The organism is Terriglobales bacterium (assembly GCA_035567895.1).
In the GTDB taxonomy this organism is placed as follows: domain Bacteria; phylum Acidobacteriota; class Terriglobia; order Terriglobales; family Acidobacteriaceae; genus Gp1-AA112.
Map to the genome: position 1 here is coordinate 88,995 of DATMPC010000006.1, position 22,282 is coordinate 111,276.

The following is a 22,282-nucleotide window of genomic DNA, read 5'->3' on the forward strand; positions in this document are numbered from 1 at the left end:
ATGGTGGTTGTATTCTGTCCCACTATGTCTGCCTACATCGGCGCCATCGACCAGGGAACCACCAGCACACGTTTCATCGTCTTCGACCGCTCCGGACGGATCGTCGTCTCTGCGCAGCGCGAGCATGAGCAGATCTATCCTCGTCCAGGATGGGTGGAACATGACGCGGAAGAAATTTGGCGCCGCACGCTTCAAGTGATTGAAGAGTCTATGGCAGAGCGCGCACTTGGAGCCAAGGACTTTGCCGCGATCGGTATTACCAACCAACGTGAAACCACCGTGCTTTGGGATCGGAAAACGGGTGCTCCCGTTGCGAATGCAATTGTCTGGCAGGACACTCGCACTGAACAGTACCTTCCGCAGTTTGCAGCCACCGGAGACTCAGTTCGACACAAGACGGGTCTGCCGATCTCCACCTACTTCAGTAGCCTGAAGATCCGTTGGCTGCTCGACAATGTTCCCGGATTACGCAGTCGCGCCATGGCGGGAGAGATCCTCTTTGGGACGATCGATAGCTTTCTGGCATGGCGCCTCACCGGTGGCACCTACGGAGGAGCACACTTCACGGATGTGACGAACGGCAGCCGCACGCAACTGCTGAACCTCCGGACCTGCAGCTGGGACGACGAACTACTCCAGACTTTCGAGATCCCGAAGCAAATCCTGCCGGAGGTTCGTAGCAGCTCGGAGAAATACGGCGCGGTGTGTCTCCATGCGCTGGACGGAGTTCCGCTCGCCGGAGTTCTTGGAGATCAACAAGCCGCGCTTGTGGGCCAAACATGCTTTCATCCTGGAGAAGCGAAGAACACTTACGGTACGGGATGCTTTCTCTTGCTGAACACTGGCAAGGAACCGGTACTCTCGAAGCATGGACTTCTCACAACCGTTGCCTATCAATTCGGGAAAGAGCAGCCGAACTATGCGCTCGAAGGCAGCGTGGCCATCACCGGCGCCCTGGTGCAGTGGATGCGCGATAACCTCGGCTTAATCCAATCCAGCGGCGATATAGAGACCCTTGCGCGCACTGTGAACGACAATGGCGGGGTCTACTTCGTGCCTGCATTCTCTGGACTATTTGCACCGTATTGGAAGGCCAACGCTCGCGGCGTGATCGCCGGCCTCACGCGTTACGCGAACAAAGGACACATCGCTCGCGCCGTCCTTGAAGCAACCGCATTTCAGACGCGCGAAGTCGTAGAGGCCATGGAATACGACAGCGGAAAGCCAGTCGATGTCGTTCGCGTTGACGGAGGCATGGTTGGGAACGATCTGCTCATGCAATTCCAGGCAGACATCCTGAATCGGGAAGTCGTGCTGCCGCATGTGAAGGAGACCACTGCTTTAGGCGCTGCCTTCGCCGCCGGACTCGCTGTCGGATTCTTCAAAGACCTCGACGAACTTCGTGCCACCTGGTCGGTTGATCGTCGCTGGAAGCCGCAGATGGAGTCTGCCAATCGCGAAACTCTTTACCGCAATTGGAAAAAGGCTGTGACGAGATCAATGGAGTGGGTGGAATAGAACGGAACCTCGGAAGCCCTCTGCAAATCAGGAGGCGAAAAGCAACGACTGCTTGGAACCCACCTCCAGTGCTTCTATTGGCTATTCTCCTATTGGCTATTCTCCCTTCCCCGAAATAAAAACGGCCCTGCTTGCAAGGCAGGGCCAAGGGGCAGTGCAAACTTGAGTTACTGCGGTGGGGGTGGAGCGCCGGGACCATCGCCGTGATGCATCCTGAACATTTTTCCCATTCTTTCTCTCGTGACCGATTGCAGCTTCTTCCATTGATCAGGCGTGAGCTCATTACGGAAATGCAGTGACATGAGCGTAAACTCATTTTCCATCGCGTTGCGCGCAGTCTGAAGCGCCTGCAGTTGCTGAAGCACGGCGTTCTGATCTGGCTTATCTTGCTCCAACAGATCGCTCAACTTTCCTTCCTCTATCTCGACGTTTCCCTTCGCTTTAATTAAGTTGGGGCGATGATTTCCGAAGATCTGATTGAGCTTTTCCTTCTGCGTGTCACTGAGATTGATGGCCTGGGCAATCTCGGAATTGCGCCACCAGTCGTGTCCCAATCCCGGCATTCCGACCATGCCAGGCATTCGCATCCCGCGCCCATGAGGGCCTTTGTCGGGCGGTGGCGTATTGTCGCTTTGCGCCGCTGCGATGCCGATTGTCAGTAGGAGCAAGCTTAAACAGTAAGAGAGTGTTTTCATGGTTGTTGAGTCCTTGTGCGTTCGTGCGAAACGTTGTGATTCGTGCTTTCGATCTCGAGTCCGCCCATTTCTCCAACCAGCAGGCTGGCGGGCTGCAATGCCTCGGGCAGATCCTGGTTGAGGTGAGCTTCGATGTCGCTGATCAATGCTGCATCAGAGATGACAGTAGAAACGTCCCGTGTCGCCGTAGTACCCCTGAAATTCAATAGCAGAAAAACTGCCAGGATAACCGCCAGCGCCGAGGTTGCCAGCGCAAAGCTGACATTGCGTCCAGCAGTCTTCCTGATCTGTGCCTCCAAAATTCTCTGCTGAATGTTGCGTGACTGTCGTCCCCAGTCGATGGCTGAACGGCCGCCGCTGTAGCAAACATCCTGCTTCAAGCTCGCGAGCCTCTCGCGATAGATCGACATCTGTTCCCAGCACTGCGGGCAAATCTCTAGATGACCCGCCGTCCGCGGACTACGTTCGCCAGCCGCGGCCGCTGTAAGTTCTTCGTCACTGAGATGAATGGAAATCACTGCTGTTCCCCTTCCCGCCAATTGCGCAAGTTCATCATCGCCCGGTGCAGATGCGACTTGACCGTGCCCGGCCTGCGGTTTGTTACCCGCGAAATTTCTTCTATCGACATGCCCTCTACCGCGCTTAACAGCAGGGCCTCTCGTTGCGGCGTGGTGAGCCGCTGAATCCGCTGCGAGACGCGTTCCAGGCGCTCGCGCCGCAGCAAATGCTCCTCGGGAGTCGATGCTGGATCGGGAACTTGCTCCGCCTGGCTCTGCTCCGGCTCGGAAGCATCGAAGCGAATCAGTTTCCGCCAAAGTGCAAAGCGGCGGTTGCGGAAATGGTCCCGCACGAGGTTGATCGCGATCCGCGCCAGCCACGTAAACACCTGGCAATCCCCGCGAAAACCCTTCTGCTTCTGAAAGGCACGGATAAAACATTCCTGCGTAAGCTCTTCCGCCAGGTCAGGTTCGCTCGTCTGCGCCAGCACGAGGCGATACACCCGCTGCTGGTAAAGGCGTATGAATTCGTCGAAATCGGCGAAGGGCGACTCTGCCTCGGTTTTCGCTCCCGCAGGGGCTGCCGCCTGCACCATATTCATCTGGTTCGATGAGCTCCCGTCACTTGATATGGACGAATTTCTACCATCTCGGTTTACGTAGCAGCTTTTTTCGCTGCAAAAACAAGACACGGATTTCCAGGATTTCACGGAACCGACGGATCTAGTAGGAACCGCACCTGCACTCCGGAAATCTGTTCCGCACATGTTTATTTTCCCAGCTTCCCCGCCCAACCGTGTAATCCGTTAAATCCGTGCAATTCGTGTCTCGTTTTCCGTTCGCAGCCTTGATTCCCTTAATTCCACAGGGAAATTCTTTGCAATGTCGCCATGCTTTCGTGGTATTTTCGTCTAAGATTCGCCTCGGAGTGGGTGCCGAATGGGACTGCTTTTCGCCAGTGCGGTTGCACTATTCGTTGGTATTGCCAGCGCTTATCTCTTCCTGCGCAGCAGGATGGCGGTGGCTGCGGAGCGCATCCAGAACCTGGAGAGGCGCCTTGCGGAGACTCAGTCTGAGTATCAAAGAGGTGCCGCGGTGCTCGCCGAAAAGGACGCGGCGTTGGTTGCCCGCTCAAATGAATTAGCCGCGGTAAAGGCGGAGCTCACGGCCGAACGCCAAGCGGCTATCGACAAGTTGGCGCTGGTGCAACAGAGCGAGCAGCGCTTGTCCGAATCCTTTGATCTGCTCGCCGCAAGAGCGCTCAAAGAAAACACGGCCGAGTTTCTGAAACTTGCAAGAAATCAGTTCGAGCAGGAGCAGAAGATGGCCTCCGGCGATCTGGGCATGAAGAAGGAAGCCATCGAAGCTCTGCTCGCGACCGCGAGTTCTTCGCTCAAGACGCTCGATGAGCAAATTCGCTCCAGCGATGTTGAGCGCAAGCAAGCCGAGGCTGCCCTCGGACAGCAGATCACGTCGCTTGTAGATCTCCAGCATCGCCTTTCTGATGAAACGCGACGCCTTTCGCGGGCCTTGGAGCGTCCCACGGTGCGTGGCAACTGGGGCGAAGTGCAGTTGCGTCGCGTAGTCGAATTCGCAGGCATGATCGAGCATTGTCACTTCGAATCGCAGAAGACATTCTCCGATGACGACGGCAACCGACTGCGTCCCGATCTAGTCGTGCATATGCCGAACGGTCGGGTTATCGCCGTCGATGCCAAAGTGTCACTGGATGCCTTCACCAAGGCCGCCAACGCCGATCAGGAGCAGGAAGTTCGCGCTCATCTGGAACAGCACGCGGCGCAAGTTCGCAAGCACGTCGATGATCTGGCCTCGAAGGCGTACTGGCAGCAGTTTCCCAACTCACCCGATTTCGTTGTAGCTTTCATGCCCAGCGAGGCGCTACTAAGCGCCGCGCTCCAGGCGGACGCCACGCTGCTAGATGACGCTGCGCAGAGTAAAGTCCTGCTTGCGACACCACTCACGCTGATCGCTTTGCTGAAGGCTGTGCATTGTGGCTGGCGCGAAGACAAACTCGCCAAGAACGCCGAAGAAATCAGCGCCATTGGTCGTTTGCTCTATTCCCGGCTGGTCACGCTCGGAACCCATCTCTCCAAGTTGGGAGACAACATTGATCGCACGGTAGCTACTTACAATCAGGTCATCGGCTCCATCGAAAGAAGCGCTTTTCCGGCAGCTCGAAGGTTCGAACAGCTTGGAGCATCTGCCGGCGACGTACTCCCGGAGCTGGAATTCGTAGAGCACCTGACCCGCCCGCTCCAGTCTCCAGAGTGGAAGCAATCCGAATCCGGCAACGAGCCTCTGGACTTCAACCGCCTTGCACTCACAGAAAGCAGCGGAAAGCCCTCCTAGCCCCGCAGAGCGCGCTGAGTACGGCATAATGAATATAGGACCCTTTCGCGCCGGGCAATCCGCGCGTTTAATGCCGTGTATTGAATAATGACCCCTGCGAATCCAGCAACCGAAGCCGCGGCCGCAACACCAGCCGCTCCAGCCCCTCAGTCGAACTTCATTCGGGACATCATTGTTCAGGATCTCGAGACCAACAAGTTCGGCGGGAAGGTACAAACGCGCTTTCCTCCCGAGCCCAACGGCTATCTGCATCTCGGCCATGCAAAAGCGATCTGCTTAAACTTCGGCCTGGCAGCCGAGTTTGGCGGCAAGACCAATCTCCGCTTCGACGACACCAATCCGGAAAAAGAAGAGCAGGAGTATGTAGATTCCATCATTCGCGACGTGCGCTGGCTCGGCTTTGACTGGGAAGATCGGATGTTCTATGCCTCCGACTACTTCGACCAGCTCTATGCGTGGGCCGTGCAACTGATCAAAGCCGGTAGAGCGTATGTTGATGATCTCAGCCCTGACGAGATCCGCAAGACGCGCGGAACTCTAACCGAGTCGGGGAAGAATAGTCCATTTCGGAACCGTTCCGTCGAGGAGAACCTTGATCTCTTCGAGCGCATGCGTAAGGGAGAATTCCCGAATGGATTGCGCACGCTCCGCGCGAAGATCGATATGGCGTCTCCCAACCTGAACATCCGCGATCCAGTGATGTATCGCATCCTCCACGCCGACCATCACCGTACCGGCAGCAAGTGGTGCATCTATCCGCTCTACGATTTTGCGCACGGCCAGTCGGATTCGCTGGAGAAGGTCACGCACTCGATTTGCACCTTGGAGTTCGAGGATCATAGACCGCTTTACAACTGGTTTATCGAGCAGCTTGGCATCTTTCCATCGCAGCAGATCGAATTTGATCGCCTCAACCTAACCTATACGCTCCTGAGTAAGCGCAAGCTCCTGCAGCTCGTGAACGACAGCCACGTGCGCGGATGGGACGATCCTCGCATGCCCACGCTCTCCGGAGTCCGCCGCCGCGGATATACACCTGAAGCGCTGAGGAACTTCTGTAACTCAATCGGCGTGTCAAAGACAAACGGAATTATCGAGCTGGCGATGCTCGAGCATTTTCTCCGTGAGGATCTCAACAAACGTGTGCCGCGCGTGATGGCTGTGCTGCGCCCCTTGAAGCTGGTGATCGAAAACTATCCGGAAGGGCAAGTCGAGCAGATGGACGCGATCAACAACCCGGAAGACGCCAGCGCCGGCACGCGCAAAGTCCCGCTCTCGCGTGTCCTCTACATTGAGCGCGACGACTTCCGCGAGAATCCGCCAAAGCACTTTTACCGGCTCTCACCGGGGCGTGAAGTGCGATTGCGATATGGATACTTTGTCACCTGCACGAACGTGGTGAAGGACGCGAGTGGCGAAGTCGTCGAAATTCACTGTACGTATGATCCGGCGACACGCGGCGGCAATGCCCCTGACGGACGCAAAGTGAAGTCCACGATCCACTGGGTGTCGGCTGCCCATGCAATCAATGCTGAGGTGCGCGTTTACGACAATCTATTTCTGAAAGAAAATCCCAACGAAGTCGAAGAAGGCAAAGACTGGACGGCGAACCTGAACCAGAACTCGCTCGAAGTCATTCGCGATGCCAAGCTCGAACCATCACTCGCGAATGCTGGTTCCGGTGCTCGATATCAATTCGAGCGACTGGGTTACTTCTGCGTGGATCCTGACTCCAAACCTGGCGCCCCAGTGTTCAACCGTACAGTCGCCCTCAAAGATACGTGGGCGAAGGTGGAAAAACGAAGCGCCTGACGAGTCGCGGTGCCCGGATCTCGCATTGTTGTGCGTTTGTGATGTCCTGTCGTTCGGAGCACGCTAGCCTGCCACAGAATGGCACGTCTAAAAGATGAAATACTGCGCCACTGCCTAAACCTCAGACGAGCGCATAGGAGCCCAAATGCGTCTACTCAATCCTGTAACCGTCGTCGCGCTCTTCTCGATGGCGCTGTTTGCTGCCGATGATTCAGCCCTCCGAGGCGTATATGTCGGCGACATAGACAAATCGGTCAACCCTTGCGTCAACTTCTTTGATTACGCGAATGGCGCGTGGCGTAAACAGAACCCAATTCCACCAAGCATGGTGCGCTGGAGTCGACGTTGGGAATCGGGCGAGACCAACAAAGATGTCTTACACGGCATTCTCGAAGAGACTGCCAAGCAATCAGAGAAGACAAAGCCTGGCTCAACCGATCAATTAGTCAGCGACTACTACGGCGCGTGCATGGACGAGAAGGCCATCGAGCAACGGGGAATTGAGCCGATACGACCTGATCTCAACTTAATCAAGTCAATGAAGTCCCGTGCCGATCTGCAAAAGGTCATTACTCACCTCAACGAAGAGGCTCTGTTCGCGCCCTTTGCATTCGGATCGAATCCCGACCGGCACGAACCTACAAACGTGATCGCCGACTTCGAAGCGTCCGGACTCGGTCTGCCCGATCGCGACTACTACTTCAAAGACGACGAGAAGTCGAAGGAAACACGCCAAAAGTATCTGGAACACGTTGCTATGGTTTTCCAGCTTGCTGGGTCAAACGCCGCAGAGGCAAATGCGACTGCGCAAACCGTGATGAAGATGGAGACCGCACTTGCCGGAGCATCGCTGACCAACGTCGAACTACGCGATCCCAAGGCGACAGATCACAAGATGACGGTGGCCGATGCGCAGATGCTCAGTCCAAACCTTCAATGGCAGCGTTACTTCTCCGATCTGAAAGTTGACAGCAAGGTTCCCTTCAACGTCGGAGAACCTAAGTTTCTCGCTGAAGTCGACAGGCAGCTCGCAAATACTCCTATTGCCGACTGGAAGACCTATCTCACTTGGCACGTCTTGCGCACTGCATCGCCTTATCTCTCTTCAAAGTTCGTCGACGAAGATTTCGCCTTCAATCAGAAGTACCTGAACGGCGCACAGGAGATGAAGCCACTCTGGAAACGCTGTGCGGAGTCTGAAGACAGTCTGCTTGGTGAGGCGCTTGGCAAGAAGTACGTGGAAAAGGTCTTTCCGCCTGAAGCTAAGACTCGTGTGCAAGAGATAGTAAAGAATATTCTTGCTGCCTTGCATGACGATATCGAGCAGCTCACGTGGATGAGTCCCGAAACAAAACAAAAGGCGCTGCTCAAGCTGTCGACCTTCAATCCGAAGATCGGCTATCCCGATAAGTGGAAGGATTATTCCAGCGTAAAGATCACCCGCACTTCCTATATGGGGAATGTGATCGAAGCGTCGAAGTTCCTTGTCCGGGACGATCTCGATCTGATCGGTAAGCCAATCGATCGCGGCCGCTGGGGCATGACGCCACCAACCTCGAATGCTTACTACAATCCGCTACTGAACGAGATCGTTTTCCCCGCCGGCATTCTTGTGCCGCCGCTCTTCGACGTGAAAGCCAACGACGCGGTGAACTACGGTTCAATCGGACCGATCATCGGGCACGAGATCTCCCATGGCTTCGACGATCAAGGCGCGCAGTTCGATGAGGTCGGACGGCTTCACGATTGGTGGACGCCTGCCGATTACAGAACATTCCAGACACGCGCACAGTGCGTCGTTGATCAATTCAACAGCTACTCCATTGAAGGCGGAATGCACCACAACGGCAAGCTAGTGCTTGGCGAGAGCATTGGGGATTTAGGCGGACTACGTCTCGGTTACCTCGCTCTCGAGAAATCGATGGAGGGCAAACCACGTCCCGAAAATGTCGATGGATTCACGCCTGAACAACAGTACTTCATCGCCTGGGGTCAGGCCCGAGGAGATGAGATTCGTCCGGAGACACAGCGGCAGATGGTGCTCACCGATCCGCATCCGATCGGCAAGTATCGTGTCATCGGGCCCATGAGCAACATGCCCGAATTCCAGAAAGCGTTCTCATGCAAAGAGAGCGATCCGATGGTTCGCCCAGCAGATCAACGCTGCGCGATCTGGTGAAGACCAAGAGGCGAACACGAAGGTCACGAGGGAAACGCAAAAGGTCACGACGCATCTCTCCGTGACCTTCTCTTTGCCTTTGTGACCTTCGTGTTCGCTCCGGTCTTAACTCCTTAGCAGGCATCACTCATATCTCAACGCAACCACCGGGCTCACTCGTGTTGCATGGCGTGCGGGAACGAAGGTTGCTAGAAAAGCGACCGCTGCGAGCGTCAGAATGACAGCGGCGAAGGTAAGTGGGTCGGTAGAGCTGATTCCATAAAGCAGGCTACCCATCAGTCGCGTCAAGGCAACAGCCGCAACGATCCCAATACCGACGCCGATCAATGTAAGTCGCGTTCCCTCTCCGAGCACGAGGCTAAGGACGTTTCTGCGTTGTGCTCCGAGGGCCATACGAATTCCAATCTCGTGCGTGCGCTGGGCCACGCTGTACGCGATGACACCATAGATTCCCACGACGGTGAGCACTAACGCGATTGCGGCAAACACTCCGAGCACAAACATCATGAAACGAGAACGCGACAAGGAATCGGCCAGAAGCTGATCCATACTAGCGATGGAAGCCATTGGCAATTCCGAATCCATTTGCCGCAGTTCACGTCGAATGGGAGGCACCAGAGACAACGGATCATTTGACGTTCTTGTCAGGACAGTCATGCGCGAGTAGGGCAGCTCTGGCATTGGCCAGTATGCATTCGGCTTGGGCTCTTCGCCAGGGCTCATCTGGCGAACGGAGCCGCAGACGCCGATGATCTCCGACGGATTCTCATCGTCGACCTTCTCGTCGCGCATATAGATCACTACTCTCTTGCCCAGCGGGTTTTCTCCCGGCAGATGCTTATCGACAAATGCCTGATTCACGATCACAACACGACGTGTCTGATGCAGCTCTGCGTCATTGAAAGTTCGTCCGGCCAGAATAGGAATCCCCATTGTGTGGAAATAATCTGGACCGACAACTCTGACTCCCGAAACGGGACCCTCGGATTTCGAAAGCTGAGGCTGGCCGAGAATGTGGACGCCGGTGGCCGCTCCTAGTCCAGTAAGTGGAGGGTAATTCTCCATGGTTACAGAGCGCACACCGGGAATGCGGCTAATTCGATTCAGGAACTCATTGAAGAAAACCACTTGAAGCTCATCTTTTGCGTACTTGGTTCGTGGCAATGCCACCTGGAAGGTGAGCAGGTTACGGCTCTCGAATCCAGGATTGACGCCGGCCAGGCGAATAAAGCTTCGAATGAGCAATCCCGAACCCGCGAGCAGGACAAGAGCCAGTCCCATTTGGCCTACAACCAGCGCATGTCGCACAACGCCGCGTCGTGCACTCGCGGAGCTTCGCGTTTCCTCTTTCAAAGTTTCTGCAATAGGGGAATGCGAAGCGACATAGGAAGGCAAGAAGCCAAATAGCAAGCTCGAAAGCAAAGTTGCAGCAGCAGCAAAGCTCAGCAATTTCCCATCAACAGAGACAGAATTCAATCCTAAGAGGCCTTTCGGGCTCGCGGCGAGCAGTGCATTAGTGCCCCAAACTGCAAACAGCAGTCCCAGGGCGCCCCCAATGATCGCGAGCAGCAGACTCTCAGTCAGCAGCTGCCGAGCAACGCGCCAACGGCTCGCGCCGATAGCAGTCCGAATCGCGATCTCCCGCTCTCGCTTGGCCGCGCGCGCCAGCAGAAGGCTGGATACATTCGCGCACGCAATGAGCAGCACGAAGGCAACAGCGCAGAACAGCGTAACGAGGGCAGGCCGCAGGTCGCCTGACAATTGCTCACGTATGGAAACGACCGTGGCGCCCCAGTGCGTATTCGTATCCGGATACTGCTGCTGCAGTCGCGTGGCTACGGTGTTCATCTGGTCCTGTGCCTGCGGCAGCTTCACCCCTGGCTTCATGCGCGCGACTACCGTGAGATAACGACCAATACCTTGTTTGCGATCGCCAAACGATTGAGGAACCGCCCATGGCGCCCACATCTGCGGCTTCGCACCTGTGAGAGATCCATCCTTCACATAGAGAGTGAAATCTTTCGGAGCGACACCGACGACGACGTGGGGCTTTCCGTCGATGTCGATGGTCTTACCGATCAGGTAAGGATCGCCGCCAAAGCGTTCCTTCCAGAAGCCGTAATCCAGAATTACTACATCGTCGCTACCTTTCTTCCAGTTCTCTTCGGTAAATCCGGCGCCCAAAACGGGATTTACACGCACAACCCGGAAGAAACCAGCCGTTACGTTCTGAACTACAACCTGCTCAGGGTTGCCATTGCCGGTGAGGTTTGCGCGCGTGTCTGCCATTGCAGCCATGCCCTCGAAAACCAAATTCTGACGTTGCCAATCGAGAAAATTCGGGGCGCGACGACGTTGTGAGGGTGGGAATGTTTGATGCTGTTCTCCCAAACGACGACGAGGCTGGCAGGATCGTTGTAGGGTAGAGGACGTAGTAAAAGAGCGTCGACAATGGAGAAGATCGCCGTAGTCGCTCCCATGCCGAGGGCTAACGTCAGGATGGCGACAACCGTGAAGCTTGGATTCTTGCGCAGCATGCGCACGCCATAGCCGAGGTCCTGAATGAGAGTTTCGACGAAGCCAACACCGCGCGCTTCACGGACTTCTTCTTTGACCTTGTCTTCTCCGCCAATCATGAGACGAGCACGACGTTTCGCTTCCTCGCGGGAAAGGCCTGTGGCCACGTACTTCTCCACTTGTCGCTCGAAGTGGAAGCGCAGTTCTTCGTTCATCTCTTCTTCCACCCGTTCGCGCTGAAAAAGAGAACGTAAACGGAATATCACATCGCTGAGCACGGGCAGTCTCCTATGTAGTCTCAAGAATGTGGGCCACAGCCGTCGTGAGCTTTCGCCACGAGTCCTGCTCGGTTTCCAGCTGTTTACGTCCTGCCCGAGTAAGTTCGTAATACTTCGCACGGCGGTTGTTTTCCGACGCTCCCCAGCGGGCCTTGATCCAGCCACGACGCTCGAGCCGGTGCAATGCGGGATAGAGCGAACCCTGCTGCACTTGAAGGACTTCCTTTGAAATCTGCTGAATTCGCTCGGAAATCGCCCATCCGTGCAGTGGTTCGAGAGTGACCGTTTTCAGGATCAATAGATCCAATGTGCCTTGGGGAAGATCGATGCGAGTCTCGGACATATGCTCCTTTTGCGCTTCTACAGAAGAATAGCGTGCGTGTTGTAGAAGCACAAGGGGAGGGCTTCTAGCTTTTGGCTCAGCGCTTCAGCCTCTGCTAGGCTTTTGCGCATGAGTTTTCCTGCAATTGCCGCTGACCTGTCGGAAACGGTATTGGGCTGCGAGCCTTTGCTCCGCCAAATTCGAAATGTGGACGCCACTTTTCGTCCGGCTCCTGAAAAGTGGAGTAAGAAAGAGATTCTTGGCCATCTGATCGACTCAGCGGCAAATAATCATCAGCGCTTTGTGCGCGCTGCGGCGCAGGGCAGTCTGGAGTTTCCTGGCTACGAACAGGAAAAGATGGTTGCAGTACAGAATCCCAACGTCGCCGGTTGGGAATTGCTGGTAGAGCTGTGGTCCGCGTATAACCGCTATTTAGCCTACGTCATCGGGCAGCTGCCGGCCTCGTGCGAGAAAGCGTCCTGCAGCATCGCAGGTCGTCCTCCGGTGACACTTCTCTGGATCGCTACCGATTACGTCGAGCACATGAAGCATCATCTCAACCAGATACTTGGCAATCGCTTTCCGACTGCGTACGGCGCGAAGGCATAGCGAGGAAATTCTGGGAACAAGACCTTCTTCAGCCCCACTGGGCGAGAGAATCAACAACTCTCAAAGTTCCTGATGCACCACACGACGCAGGTTACAATGCTCTTCCGATTCTCGACGAGGCTAGATGGCGACGACAGCGATAGCCAACCTGGAAGACGAGTTCAATCCAACTGATAAGCCTGCTGGCCCGTGCGTGATGGTTGTCTTCGGCGCAGCTGGCGATCTCACCCAACGTAAGCTTGTTCCTGCGCTCTACAACCTCGCGAAAGACAATCTGCTGCCGGCCAACTTCGCTGTGGTGGGCGTATCGCTCGACGACTTAAGCCCAGACGCATTTCGCGAGCAGGTTACGCAGTTCCTGGACAAGGAGGACCACACCACCGAAGCGTGGAGATGGTTCAATGAGCGTCTCTACTATGAACGCGGAGACTTCGCGAGCGACGATACTTATCTCTGCCTCGCCAAGCAGCTCGGCGAAATCGATAAGCATTGCGAAACCCAGGGAAACTACCTCTTCTACCTGGCAACCGCTCCAAAGTTCTTCGCCGAGATCGTGCAGCAACTGGGGCGTCATCACCTCGCGCACGAGGAGACCGGAAGTTGGCGTCGCGTCATTATCGAGAAACCGTTCGGACACGACTTGGAATCCGCCAAGACCTTAAATACGCAGATCCAGAGCGTACTTAACGAAAATCAGATTTATCGCATCGATCATTATTTAGGCAAAGAGACCGTTCAGAACTTGCTGGTCTTCCGTTTCAGCAACAGCATCTTCGAGCCGCTATGGAACGATCGCTACGTCGATCATGTGCAGATCACGAATGCGGAGACGGTTGGCGTTGAGCGGCGCGGAGGCTACTTCGACAATGTCGGCACAATGCGCGATATGGTGCCGAATCACATCATGCAGCTCATAAGTCTCACTGCCATGGAACCGCCTGCATCGTTCAAGCCGGAGGCCGTGCGCGACGAACAAGCCAAAGTCTTGCATGCGATCAAGGTGTTTCATCCGGATGAGGTTCTCCACAACACTGTCCGCGGGCAATATGGTGCCGGCAGAGTTGGAGAGCAGAGCGTTCCTGCGTACCGAACCGAACAGGGTGTTTCGCCCGAATCGCGTACAGAAACATTCGTGGCCATGAAGCTTGCGATCGACAACTGGCGCTGGGCGGGCATTCCGTTTTACGTGCGGACTGGTAAACGTCTCGCCGAACGCCATACCGAAATTACGATTCAATTCAAGAAGACGCCGCTACAGATCTTTCAAGACACAGCAGGCCACAAACTCCGAACCAATCAATTAGTGATCCAGATCCAACCTGAAGAAGGAATGATGCTTACATTCGGAGCAAAGATTCCAGGATCGACCGTGCGCGTAGGCTCGATAAACATGAGCTGCGAATACGCCACCTATTTCAAATCGGAACCAAAGACCGGATATGAAGTGTTGCTCTACGATTGCATGATCGGCGATCCCACGCTCTTTCAACGCGCCGATATGGTCGAGGCTGGATGGAGCGTCGTAGATCCGGTGCTCGACGTGTGGCGTGCGGTCTCGCCACGCAAGTTCCCGAATTATCCTGCAGGAAGTTGGGGGCCGAAAGAGACTGACGACCTGCTGGAGCGCGATGGCCGCAAGTGGAGGACAATCGCATGATTCTCGCTGGAGACATCGGAGCAACACACAGTCGCGTTGCGGCATTTCGACCAGAAGGCAACAAGTTTCCACTGGTAGTCGAAAAGGTCTATGACAGCCAGGACTACAGAGGCCTCGCCGACATTGTCGGCGATTTCGTGCGGCGCGAAGGCATTCCTGCGCAGAACGCTTGCTTTGCCGTGGCCGGACCGGTGCGCAGCGGGAGAAGCAAAATTTCGAATCTTCCCTGGACGATCGACTCGAAAGACATTGCAAAACAACTCAACCTCAAGGCAGTTGGTCTTATCAACGATCTCGAGGCGTACGCTTATGGTCTTGACTCACTCGAATCGAAAGACTTCGCAACACTCTATGCGGGATCAGAGGACGCAGAAGGCAACACTGCTGTGATCTCCGCAGGCACAGGACTTGGCGAAGCTGGTCTTCTCTGGGACGGATTTCGTCAACATCCTTTCGCTTGCGAAGGCGGACACTGCGACTTTGCTCCGCGCAACGAAGTCCAGATTGAGCTGCTGAAATTCCTACTGGCGCGACACAAGACGGTTAGCTTCGAGCGAGTACTCGCTGGACCGGGAATCAAGAACATTTACGAATTCCTTCGTGACACTAAGCGAGCCGAAGAGGCTGCATGGCTGCGCGAGCAGATGAGTGCAAGCAAAGATCCGCCAGCGGTGATCTCGCAGCTTGCGCTAGAGAAGAAAGCTCCAATTTGCGAGCAGACAATGTCGATCTTCGTGAGCATCTACGGGGCTGAGGCGGGCAACTGTGCGCTCAAGTTCATGTCGCTCGGCGGCATTTTCATCGGAGGAAGTATCGCTGCCAAGAACATTCCCCTAATGAAAGGACCAGAGTTTCTTGAAGCATTCTTCGATAAGGGACGCATGCGGCCACTGCTCGAATCAATGCCGGTGAAGATTGTGCTCAACGACGATGCTGGCTTGCTCGGCGCCGCGCGTTACGCTTGCCTGCAAAAGGCATTCGGCAGCGCGCAATGGGCGTAAGCTGTGTTTGAGGAGTGATGGAAAGCTCAACACAATGCGACTTTCTCCTGATGCGCTACGTTCCAGATCCTTTCAAGAACGAGTTCGTCAACATCGGTGTGCTGCTTCTTGGGCGCAACGACAATTTTGCTGACGTACGTTTCACCCGAGATTGGGCAAGAGTGCGTTGTGCCGATCCGCAGGCTGATGTCGATATTCTCGAGGCGCTGGAATCCGACATTCGGCGGCAACTACACAGCAGTGCCGAATCGAGAAAGCAAATCGTCTATCGGCTGCAGGACACGCTCTCGAATGCCTTGCAACTGAGTCAGCCGAGCGCGATGTTGTCCCAATCTCCAGCGCAGGATCTCGAACGTCTAGCCCAAACCTATCTGGAGCGTGGGAAGCCGCAGCGCGAAGCGCGTCTCGGCGCGCGACAACGAATCGTCACCGAAATGCGCATGGCATTTGAAACCGCAGGCGTGTGGAATGCGCTCAACAAGAAAGTCAAGGCAGCGAAGTACACGCATCGTGGCGATCCGTTGAAGATCGATTGCGGATATCGTCCGAACGGAGTCATACGACTCTTTCATGCAGTTTCACTCGCGGCTGAACCCGATTCGGCTAAGGTTCTCGCATTTAGTTATCCATCGCTGTCTGAAGGAATCGCGCGCGTGGAGCACGCGAAGACAGATTTGACAGCCGTTGTTGAAGATGGTCTAAATCGGGAAGACGACGCGATCCAATTCGCGATTCAGACACTGGAACAGAGTTCGATTAAGGTTGCTTCCGTGAATCAGTTACCGATGTTGGCGGAGCGTGCCCGTCAAGAGCTTCGCTTGTAATTTTAAAGGGGGATTCCCAGTATGGGAATTACTCGAAGTCCTTCATCATTTCGCGAAGGCGCATCGCAGCTGTTTCGTTTCCATCAGCGCGCCAGCTGTGCTTGTCTTTCACGTGAGCTTCGAACACACCCTTGAGTTCGCGCTGTCCCGCGAGGGGATCCATGGTTGCGGCCGTGTTTAGCGGAAACGTCTGATGGCAGGCCGAGCACTTGGCAACCGGCGAGGAACTTCCATCAGGAACCGAGATTATGAGAGTGGGGCTCTTCTCCATTTCGGACTCCTTAAAGCCTACTAACCCTAGTTTCTTCTCAAAGTTTATCCCCTACAAGTTCCAGTAGTAACAGCCAGGTAACCAGTCCGACCGTTACAATGCGGCTCGCGCCTTAAGCACGCGATCCACGGCCTGTTGTGGGGTGTCTCCAATCGCGGAAAGATGTCCCATCTTTCGTCCCGGACGGGGCACACTCTTCTCATATAAATGCAGGCGCACGCCTGGGATCGCCAATGCGCGATCGAACGCCGGCGGATGCGTGCCGAGCCATACATCGCCGAGCAAGTTCGAGATCGCCGCAGGCTTGATTACAGTGACATCGCCGAGCGGCAGATCACAAACGGCGCGCACTGCCTGCTCAAACTGGCTCGTGACACATGCTCGCTCGCTGGCGTGATAACTATTGTGTGGACGCGGCGCCAGTTCGTTCACCAGCAGCCTTCCATCCTTCAGCAGGAACATCTCAATCACCAGCAGTCCGACAACCTGAAGCTGTTGCGAAATCTGCAGCGCCAGATCGGTCGCCTGCTTGTATAGATCGGCCGGCAGCGAAGCGGGAATTGCCGACCAATCGAGGATCTGATCTTCGTGATGGTTTAGTGCCGGTGAGTAGACAACTGCTTCGCCATGCGGACGCCTTGCAACCAACACAGAGATCTCGCATTCCAGAGGCAATGCGCGCTCTACCACACAGGGCCGCGAGCCAAGCAACTTCCAAAGATCGTCTGCCGAAGAGGCAGTAGCGGATGGCTGCAGTCGGATCTGACTACGGCCATCATATCCACCCGAAGCAGACTTGATGAAGCAGTCCCTACCGAATTGCTGAACAGCAGCGCCAAGTTCCTGAACGTTCGTTATCGGTCGCCATTCCCCAATCGGGAAGCCACTGCTCTGCAGCCAGCTCTTCTGGCGAATCCGATCTTGCACTACTTTCAACACCGCTGCTTCCGGCCTCACAGGAGCATGTCGAGCCGCTTCTTCGAGACTTGACAGCGAAATTTGCTCAATCTCAAGCGTCACGACGTCGGAGCCACGCGCGAGGTCGGCGGCAGCATGAGCGTCATCGAACGACGCAGTAAAGCAGCTATCGACTACAAAGCTTGCAGGGCACGAGCGATCAGGATCAAGCACTTGCACTCGATATCCGAGAGAACGTGCAGCCATTGCAGTCATGCGCCCAAGCTGTCCGCCGCCGAGAATGCCAATCGTCGCGCCGGGAAGGATGGCGCTCACGAAGGCAGCTCCATGGTAAGCACTTCTTTTTGCCGCGCAAGCCGCCACGCGCGAATGCGTTCGCGCAGATCAGGATTGTTGAGTGCACAAATTGACGCTGCCAGCAGAGCCGCGTTCGCTGCTCCGGGCTGCCCAATAGCCAGGGTGCCGACCGGAACGCCCTTCGGCATCTGGACGATCGAAAGCAACGAGTCGACTCCGTTGAGCATGGTTGCCGGAACCGGGACTCCCAAAACGGGCAGGATAGTCTTCGATGCCACCATGCCGGGCAAATGCGCAGCCCCGCCGGCGGCGGCTATGATCACCTGCAGCCCTCGTTTCTCCGCCGTCGAGGCATATTCGAACATCCAGTCGGGAGTACGATGCGCGGAGACGACGCGTTTCTCATGCGGAACCTGCAATTCGCGCAGGATTTCGATCGCAGGTTCAAGAACCTGATAATCGCTGCGACTGCCCATGATGACGCCGACTAGTGGCGGGGTAGAGGTCATGAATGATCCTTGGCGCTTGTGGTCCGACCTGCAAAAAACCATTTCACCACGGAGGCACGGAGTGCACGGAGGAAACCCTTGGGTGAACTTCCTTCCGATGATTTTGAAGTTACGATACGCGACGGGATAACTATCATTGGAATTTGTTTTCCCATCTTCTCCGTGTACTCCGTGAGTCCGTGGTGAAAAGAGAGTCTTGTCGCTTCGAACGAATGCTCATCTCACTTGCATCCGCTTTGCCTGAATCTCTATGTACACATTAATCAGCGAAACGGCCGCCGGTGTGACGCCGGGGATGCGGCTGGCGTGTCCCAATGTCCTTGGACGCACTCGCGTTAGTTTCTCGTTCATTTCTCGCGACAGGCCGCTTACCTGCGAGTAGTCGAACCATTCTGGGATTGAGCGTTCCTCGGCCTTCTTCAGCCGGTCGATGGAGCGCTGTTGTTGTTGCAAATATCCAGCGTACTTGATTTCGGTCTCGATCGATTTCAGTTCATTTCGAGCCTGCGAAGAAAGGTGGGATTCAGTCGCGTTACAGGCTTCGAAGAACGATGGCAGCAGTTCGTACAGCAAGGGCGCAAAGTCCTCGATGGCCAACTCCGGGCGCTTGAGCAATTGCGCATAGGTTTGTCCTGCAGCGCTGCTGAAAGCCGCAGTCTTGCCTGGCAGAGTCTTCCTAACCTGTTCGAGATCTGCCTTAGTAGTTTCGAGCACCCTTTGCATCGCCGACGCGCGCTCCTGCTTGGCGAGATAGTCGCGCCAGGCGTTGTCGGAAATTAAGCCAAGCTTTCGTCCGTAAGGCGTGAGCCGCCGGTCGGCGTTGTCGATTCGCAATTGCAGGCGGAACTCCGCGCGCGAAGTGAACATGCGATACGGCTCGTTCGTTCCTTTGCTGATCAAATCATCGATCAGGATCGCGGTGTAGCCTTCTGTGCGATCCAGAATGAACGGCTTCTCGCCCTTGACCTTCAACGCGGCGTTAATGCCCGCCATGATTCCCTGGCAGGCCGCCTCTTCGTAGCCCGAAGTGCCATTGATCTGCCCGGCCAGAAACAGGCGCGCGATCTTCTTAGTCTCGAGCGTACGCTCAAGTTCCGTGGGATCGATGGAGTCGTATTCGATTGCATATCCCGGCCGCAGCATCTCCGCTGTTTCCAATCCGGGAACAGACTTAATTACGGCGAGCTGCACATCGATCGGCATCGATGTCGACATACCGTTCACGTAGATCTCGTGCGTGTTCAATCCCTCGGGCTCGAGGAAGAGCTGGTGCTGCAGCTTGTCCGGAAACTTGACGATCTTGTCTTCAATCGACGGACAATAGCGCGGGCCAATCGACTGTATCTGTCCCGAATACATCGGCGAGCGGTGCACGTTCTCGCGAATGATGCGATGCGTCTCTTCCGTCGTGAACGCGATGTGGCACGGCACCTGCTTCTGCTGAATCTTCTTTGTGCGGAAGCTGAACGGAGTGGGATCGTCGTCGCCCGGCTGTTCGGCGAAGCGTGACCAGTCGATCGAACGCCCATCAAGACGGGGAGGTGTGCCGGTCTTCAGTCGGCATCCGCGCAGGCCAAGGAGCTTGAGGGACTCCCCGAGCAATTGCGATGGTGGTTCGCCGGAACGTCCCGCAGGATACGTTTGCTCGCCGCAATGGATCAGTCCGTTGAGAAATGTTCCGGTTGTTATGACCACTGCACCAGCGTGAACGCGACGTCCATCGCGCAGTTTGATTCCAGTAGTGACTCTTGATCCTGTGGCACAGCCGCCCTCGGCTGTGTTTCCTTCCTCAACGATGAGCTCAGCTACTTCCGCCTGCTTGATATAGAGATTCAGCTGGCTCTCGAGTACCTCGCGCATCTTCAGTCGGTATTGCTGCTTGTCGCACTGCGCGCGCGGAGACCATACGGCCGGGCCGCGCGAAGTATTCAGCAAGCGGAACTGGATGCCGACTGCGTCCGTGACTTCCCCCATCACGCCGCCAAGCGCGTCAACCTCGCGGACAAGATGTCCCTTGGCAATGCCGCCAACTGCAGGATTGCACGACATCTGCGCGATCAGATCCGCGTTCAGCGTAAAGAGCGCGGTCTTCAGCCCCATACGCGCACACGCCACTGCCGCCTCGCAGCCCGCGTGGCCAGCGCCAACCACGACCACGTCGTATTGTTCAGTGAAGGACATCTGTATCTATTCTAGGGTACAAGGGACAGGTGATTCGCTGTTCCCTGGTCCTGGCACCCCCTCCCACCTCTTTTCACGCAAATTCAGCCGATCCACCAGCGCTTTGCAGAAACTCTGTCGCCGTTTCCGGGCACGACGCCATGCGCCGCAGAGAACACAGCCGCGAGACCACGGGATGAAGTGTTATAAGAACTCGAGGGATGTCCTCCAGGGTAATCAGGCTTCATGTTCTCTCGCCGAATCCGAGTGGAATACGAGAAGGACGGCAAGCGCAAGCCGTGCGAGTTGAAGTGGCTCGACAGCTTCTCGATGCGCAACTTCACCAACGATGCCGTCTTTGACGACACATTGCCAATTTCCGACGGGATGATCGAGGCAGGGGCACTAGTCCCACTCGATGCGCTACGTAACGCGATGGAAGACTGGTTTCGCAGGAAGAGCTACATCGGGAAATCAGATCGGCTCATTCTTGCCGAATCCTGATTTATTCCGTTTCTCTATTGGCTCTCTGCTCCATAGTGAATTGTGGAATCAACGTGCGTGCGTTCGAAATTACTGTTCAAGAGCGAAACACGTATATCCCGATTGATAAAGGACAACGGCCTTCAATCGGAATTCGGTACCGAAACTTGCTGGAAACGAGATTCCATCCGGCTCTCGTTTGTAAGTTACGCTGAATCCAACGCCTGGGCTACTGGCTAGCGTCCCGCCTGTGGGCGGGACTAGCCGAACGGGCGTTCGAGGCCGCAGCAGTTGAGTGATTTGAAACGGCTGAAGCAGCGCGACCGAATAGAGTTGGCGAGTTCATACGGCGACACCAGTCCTCGAAGTCTTTTCTCGGCCCTTTCCAGCGAAGATCGTCCACCGAGTCGAAGACAGGGACATCAAGTCTCAATGTTGCGAGAGTGCGAAACAGCAACGCGTCATTCCATGCGCCAAACAACGACTCGGATAATGCACGAGCCTTTCGGATCGAAGGATGCCATTCGCGCCAATCCTTGGGGATATCTTCCAGATGAAAGTATTGAGAAAACGTGAGAGCAGCCGCTTTTGTACCCCATCCCTGCAATCCGGGATACCCGTCGGCACTGTCGCCGACCACGGCTAGATAATCGGGAATCGATTGCGGCCTCACGCCGAACTTGGCGACGATCGCGGCTTCATCGCGCACGATCTCGCGCCTGCGGTCGCATTGGACTACTCGCGTTCCGACGACAGACTGAGCCAGATCCTTGTCGGGAGTACAAATGATTACTTGACTCACTCGCTCGTCCTGCGCTGCGTTAAACGCGGCGGAAGCTAACGCGTCGTCAGCTTCGTAGTAGACCATCGGCCACACAAGCACGCCCATCGCCTGCAAGGCCACTTCCAGAATGGGAAACTGTGAGAGGAGCTCCGAAGGCACACCTTCGCTGGTCTTATAGCCGGGATATAGTTCGTTCCGAAATGACTCGACGACGTGATCGGTTGCGACTCCAATGTGAGCCGCGCCTTGTTCAATCATCGACAAAACAGAAGCGAGCACGCCTCGCGTTGCGCCGATCTCCTGCCTGCTCGCATCCGTTGCCGAAGGCACCGCGAAGAAGTGGCGGAAGAGTTCATAGGTGCCGTCGATTAAGTGAACGTCCATGGACTGATCCAGGTTCTCTAGGCGATGTTACAGGATTTGGTTTTGAGACGGCATTGGACTCCATGCGTTGCTGTTTGGCCCCCAAACGCAGTAACGCTCGACAAGACGGCTCGAGAAATGTTGTGGAGACAGCGGCTGGCGATACCTTATGGTATCAGAGCACTCGTTTCTTAATCGTGCCGCTTCTAGCGACACGA

20 protein-coding genes are annotated in these 22,282 nt (G+C 55.7%); 9 read left to right on the plus strand and 11 right to left on the minus strand.

The features are described 5' to 3' along the window. Positions 1-24 precede the first annotated feature (24 nt). Positions 25-1,518: a glycerol kinase GlpK gene (glpK, locus tag VNX88_01505; GenBank protein ID HWY67304.1), complete on the plus strand. Its 1,494-nt coding sequence runs from the start codon at positions 25-27 to the stop codon at positions 1,516-1,518. 167 nt (positions 1,519-1,685) lie between these two features. Here the strand turns inward: glpK and VNX88_01510 are convergent, their stop codons facing one another. The 3 genes from VNX88_01510 to VNX88_01520 are packed head-to-tail and all read right to left on the minus strand — an operon-like array spanning position 1,686 to position 3,312. Then, entirely contained in the window at positions 1,686-2,213 is a 528-nt protein-coding gene (locus VNX88_01510) for a periplasmic heavy metal sensor (GenBank protein ID HWY67305.1), read from the minus strand. After that, positions 2,210-2,731 (minus strand): hypothetical protein, encoded by a 522-nt coding sequence (locus VNX88_01515; protein HWY67306.1) that lies wholly within the window; start codon positions 2,729-2,731, stop codon positions 2,210-2,212. The genes VNX88_01510 and VNX88_01515 overlap by 4 nt, the downstream gene beginning before the upstream one ends. After that, positions 2,728-3,312 (minus strand): sigma-70 family RNA polymerase sigma factor, encoded by a 585-nt coding sequence (locus tag VNX88_01520; GenBank protein ID HWY67307.1) that lies wholly within the window; start codon positions 3,310-3,312, stop codon positions 2,728-2,730. The genes VNX88_01515 and VNX88_01520 overlap by 4 nt, the downstream gene beginning before the upstream one ends. Positions 3,313-3,649: 337 nt before the next feature. Here VNX88_01520 and rmuC point away from each other — a divergent pair, with 337 nt between their 5' ends. From rmuC to VNX88_01535, 3 genes are all read left to right on the plus strand, one after another. Further along, entirely contained in the window at positions 3,650-5,080 is a 1,431-nt protein-coding gene (rmuC, locus tag VNX88_01525) for a DNA recombination protein RmuC (protein ID HWY67308.1), read from the plus strand. Between the two features lie 87 nt (positions 5,081-5,167). After that, a complete protein-coding gene (locus tag VNX88_01530) occupies positions 5,168-6,892 on the plus strand; it encodes a glutamine--tRNA ligase/YqeY domain fusion protein (protein ID HWY67309.1) in 1,725 nt (574 codons plus the stop codon). A 145-nt stretch (positions 6,893-7,037) separates the two neighbouring features. Next, a complete protein-coding gene (locus tag VNX88_01535; GenBank protein HWY67310.1) occupies positions 7,038-9,071 on the plus strand; it encodes a M13 family metallopeptidase in 2,034 nt (677 codons plus the stop codon). Between the two features lie 123 nt (positions 9,072-9,194). On the opposite strand, the gene VNX88_01540 is transcribed toward VNX88_01535, so the two are convergent. Genes VNX88_01540 through VNX88_01550 form a run of 3 tightly spaced genes read right to left on the minus strand, consistent with a single transcriptional unit; the run spans position 9,195 to position 12,209 of the window. Continuing rightward, the gene (locus VNX88_01540) at positions 9,195-11,384 is read right to left on the minus strand and encodes an ABC transporter permease (GenBank protein ID HWY67311.1); all 2,190 of its coding nucleotides are present in this window, start codon (positions 11,382-11,384) and stop codon (positions 9,195-9,197) included. Next, positions 11,306-11,986, minus strand: a complete 681-nt coding sequence (locus VNX88_01545; GenBank protein ID HWY67312.1) for a permease prefix domain 1-containing protein — start codon at positions 11,984-11,986, stop codon at positions 11,306-11,308. Before VNX88_01545 ends, VNX88_01540 begins: the two co-directional genes overlap by 79 nt. Next, a complete protein-coding gene (locus VNX88_01550) occupies positions 11,877-12,209 on the minus strand; it encodes a PadR family transcriptional regulator (protein HWY67313.1) in 333 nt (110 codons plus the stop codon). The genes VNX88_01545 and VNX88_01550 overlap by 110 nt, the downstream gene beginning before the upstream one ends. 108 nt (positions 12,210-12,317) lie before the next feature. Between VNX88_01550 and VNX88_01555 the strand changes: the two genes are divergently transcribed. The 4 genes from VNX88_01555 (at position 12,318) to VNX88_01570 (ending at position 16,279) form a co-directional block, all read left to right on the plus strand. After that, positions 12,318-12,797: a DinB family protein gene (locus tag VNX88_01555; GenBank protein ID HWY67314.1), complete on the plus strand. Its 480-nt coding sequence runs from the start codon at positions 12,318-12,320 to the stop codon at positions 12,795-12,797. Between the two features lie 124 nt (positions 12,798-12,921). Next, on the plus strand, positions 12,922-14,454 hold the full coding sequence (gene zwf, locus VNX88_01560; protein HWY67315.1) for a glucose-6-phosphate dehydrogenase: 1,533 nt from the start codon (positions 12,922-12,924) through the stop codon (positions 14,452-14,454). After that, positions 14,451-15,455, plus strand: a complete 1,005-nt coding sequence (gene glk / locus VNX88_01565) for a glucokinase (GenBank protein ID HWY67316.1) — start codon at positions 14,451-14,453, stop codon at positions 15,453-15,455. The genes zwf and glk overlap by 4 nt, the downstream gene beginning before the upstream one ends. A 17-nt stretch (positions 15,456-15,472) precedes the next feature. Further along, positions 15,473-16,279, plus strand: a complete 807-nt coding sequence (locus VNX88_01570; protein HWY67317.1) for a DUF3037 domain-containing protein — start codon at positions 15,473-15,475, stop codon at positions 16,277-16,279. A 28-nt stretch (positions 16,280-16,307) separates the two neighbouring features. Here the strand turns inward: VNX88_01570 and VNX88_01575 are convergent, their stop codons facing one another. The 4 genes from VNX88_01575 to mnmG form a co-directional block, all read right to left on the minus strand. Next, positions 16,308-16,550, minus strand: coding sequence for a hypothetical protein (locus tag VNX88_01575; GenBank protein ID HWY67318.1), 243 nt, complete (start codon positions 16,548-16,550; stop codon positions 16,308-16,310). A gap of 93 nt (positions 16,551-16,643) precedes the next feature. Further along, a complete protein-coding gene (gene purK / locus VNX88_01580) occupies positions 16,644-17,783 on the minus strand; it encodes a 5-(carboxyamino)imidazole ribonucleotide synthase (protein ID HWY67319.1) in 1,140 nt (379 codons plus the stop codon). After that, positions 17,780-18,274: a 5-(carboxyamino)imidazole ribonucleotide mutase gene (purE, locus tag VNX88_01585; protein ID HWY67320.1), complete on the minus strand. Its 495-nt coding sequence runs from the start codon at positions 18,272-18,274 to the stop codon at positions 17,780-17,782. Before purE ends, purK begins: the two co-directional genes overlap by 4 nt. A 216-nt stretch (positions 18,275-18,490) precedes the next feature. Next, entirely contained in the window at positions 18,491-20,455 is a 1,965-nt protein-coding gene (gene mnmG, locus VNX88_01590) for a tRNA uridine-5-carboxymethylaminomethyl(34) synthesis enzyme MnmG (protein ID HWY67321.1), read from the minus strand. Positions 20,456-20,680: 225 nt separating this feature from the next. On the opposite strand from mnmG, the gene VNX88_01595 reads away from it, so the two are divergent. Next, a complete protein-coding gene (locus VNX88_01595) occupies positions 20,681-20,938 on the plus strand; it encodes a hypothetical protein (GenBank protein HWY67322.1) in 258 nt (85 codons plus the stop codon). A gap of 208 nt (positions 20,939-21,146) precedes the next feature. On the opposite strand, the gene VNX88_01600 is transcribed toward VNX88_01595, so the two are convergent. Next, a complete protein-coding gene (locus VNX88_01600) occupies positions 21,147-22,085 on the minus strand; it encodes a 5'-3' exonuclease H3TH domain-containing protein (GenBank protein ID HWY67323.1) in 939 nt (312 codons plus the stop codon). Between the last annotated feature and the right edge of the window lie 197 nt (positions 22,086-22,282).